The 2176-nt window shown below is 65.3% G+C and carries 2 protein-coding genes; both read right to left on the bottom strand.

What is annotated here, in order from left to right; all coding sequences use genetic code 11:
- Window positions 1–240: 240 nt before the first annotated feature.
- A complete protein-coding gene (locus VGO20_RS23920; protein ID WP_327504908.1) occupies window positions 241–1530 on the bottom strand; it encodes a hypothetical protein in 1290 nt (429 codons plus the stop codon).
- An 87-nt stretch (window positions 1531–1617) separates the two neighbouring features.
- The coding region (locus VGO20_RS23915) for an IclR family transcriptional regulator domain-containing protein (RefSeq protein ID WP_327504907.1) at window positions 1618–2176 on the bottom strand (559 nt) is incomplete at its 5' end.

Below are 2176 nucleotides of genomic sequence, written 5' to 3'. Positions count from 1 at the left end.
ATCTCCGCGTCCAGCGCGACGTAGCACCAGTGCGGGCCGTAGAAGATGCGCTCCAGCTCCCGCCGGTAGACCTCCGGGTCGCTGTAGAGCCAGTAGGGGATGCGGCTGACTTCGCCGGGCGGCCAGTGCCGCGCGCCATCCGTTGCTGCCGGTTCGATCGTGTCCATGGGCGTGCCCTCCGCGATCCGCAATGATTTTGCGCATGGAGAAACGCATTGTCCATAGGTAAAGCCCGAGTGCTCAGGCCTCGGCCTCGGAATCGGACTCCGTATCGTATCCCGGATCACCGACGGACGTGCTGCCGTTCTTGCCCGCCTTGTATGCGACCTTGTAGAGCCCCTTCCGCCCGGAGAAATGGGTAGCCAGCCTTCCGCCACTTTCGGGATCGTCGTTCAGCTTCTTCTTGACCATCTGCGACAGTGCGTTCAATGGCTTTCCCGTCCAGTACCCTCCGGGATACCCGTTGAATTCGACATTGCAGCCGATCGATTGGGCATACGAGAGAGTTTCGTAGCAAATTCGGCAAGGCCGCTTCTTACCGTAAATGATGGCCGCTCTAGTGGACCCCGCCAATATCAACGTCCATATCAACTTCTGCTCGGCATGTGCCGACTTTCCGCTTATGAATATTATCTTCCCGTTATAAGCAGCATTGTCGATGAAGTCGGCACAATGCGCATTCTTGCCGGACGACAGCTTCATCTCGATGATGGCATCATCCAGCGCCGCATTCATCACCCCCTCCAGAATGCCGTGCACCATTGAGCGCTTCGCATGAGAGCCGTCGTCCAGGCGCTTCTTCATCTTGTTGGTCGCCCGGACCAGTCTCGGCTCGTTGGCGATGCCTAGATCCGCGGTCAGCAGGTCGTAAAGCTTCGACCCGTTCTTCGCCAAGGCTCTCTTGAGGGCTGGAAGCGAGTTGTTGTTGTTCGAAGCGACGAAGATGCGGCCGTTCACGACCATGCACTGGATCTCTTCCTCGCTCGCCTGCGTATATTTCTGAATGGCAAAGAAAATTCGCGTGGCAAGATGCCGGATGGCCTGCCGGTTCCGCATGGCGGAGAAGGAGGCCCGCGGGCGGATGGTGATGCTCGGCGGCCAAGTTCCGGAATGGTTAGGTACGTGGGTCGGGCCGTAGACGTCCTTCAGGAACGTCATCACCTTGTCTTCCTCCATTTCCATTTCGTCGTCGGACTCGGCGTCGGACTCGGCAGAAGCAATGCTCGCGCGCTGCAGGACCGGATGGCGCGGTGCAGGTATCGGAGCGCGGGCGGGTGGCTGGCAGCCACCGGGGCGCACCACCGGGACAGCCGCGGCATGGGCCGGCTTGGGCGGGGTGGGTGCTCCCTGCGGACCGGGTGGCGGTGCCTTCGGGCGCGACATCTGCAGGGTAGCCGGGACGGGCGGCGTATGGGCTGGACAGCCGCGGATACATCCCGCCGACTTCGCCTGCGTCACCGCGGGCTGCGAGCCCGGGCGATGGACCTGCGGCTGGAAGCGGGTTGCCGGCGGCACATGGCGTTTCGTCATCGGCACCTGCTTCGAAAGCTAATTATCCTGTGAATTCATCTCATGGCCCCAGCGGCAGCGCAAGGACCACTCGGGACACGTGCGTCGTCAGGCCTGTTTTTCGCGGAACCCGAGCCGGGCGGACGCGGCGGCGGCGATCCCGGCGGTCTGCGCGACGACGGTCTCCTCCTCGCCGGGGCGGCCGTTCTGGCTGCCGATCACGGTGACGGCGGCGGCGGCTTCCCCCTGGTGGTCGAGGATGGGCGCGCTGACGGCGCGCAGGCCCGGGATCAGGTTGCCCTCGACGCGGGCGAGCCGGCGGCGGCGGACCTCCCGGATCAGGGCCTCGATCTCCTCCATCGGGACGGGGCGCCCCTCCTCCGCCGCCCGGGCCCGCTCCTCCTCGATCCGGGCGCGGGTCAGCAGCCGGGGCAGGAACGCGATGAAGACGTGCCCCGTCGCCGAGTTGAGCACCGGCAGCACCGAGCCCAGCGCCAGCGACGTGACGACCGACCTGCTGCTGCGTTGCCAGCGCACGATGGTCGGGCCCCGCTCGCCCCATACCGTCAGCAGGGCGGTGCGCTCCGTCTTCTCGGCCAGGTCGACCAGCGCTTCGCCCGCGACCTGGACCGCGTCGAGCCGGCCCAGCGCCGCGAGCCCCAGGCGC

The organism is Arenibaculum sp., from assembly GCF_035998295.1.
GTDB lineage: Bacteria > Pseudomonadota > Alphaproteobacteria > Azospirillales > Azospirillaceae > DASYHS01.
The sequence above is the reverse complement of the archived record's forward strand: the minus strand, read 5'-3'. Positions and strand labels throughout refer to the sequence as shown.

Coding starts and splice junctions, on each gene's coding strand:
- VGO20_RS23920 (WP_327504908.1), bottom strand. CDS start 1,530: ATGACGAAACGCCATGTGCCGCCGGCAACCCGCTTCCAGCCGCAGGTC.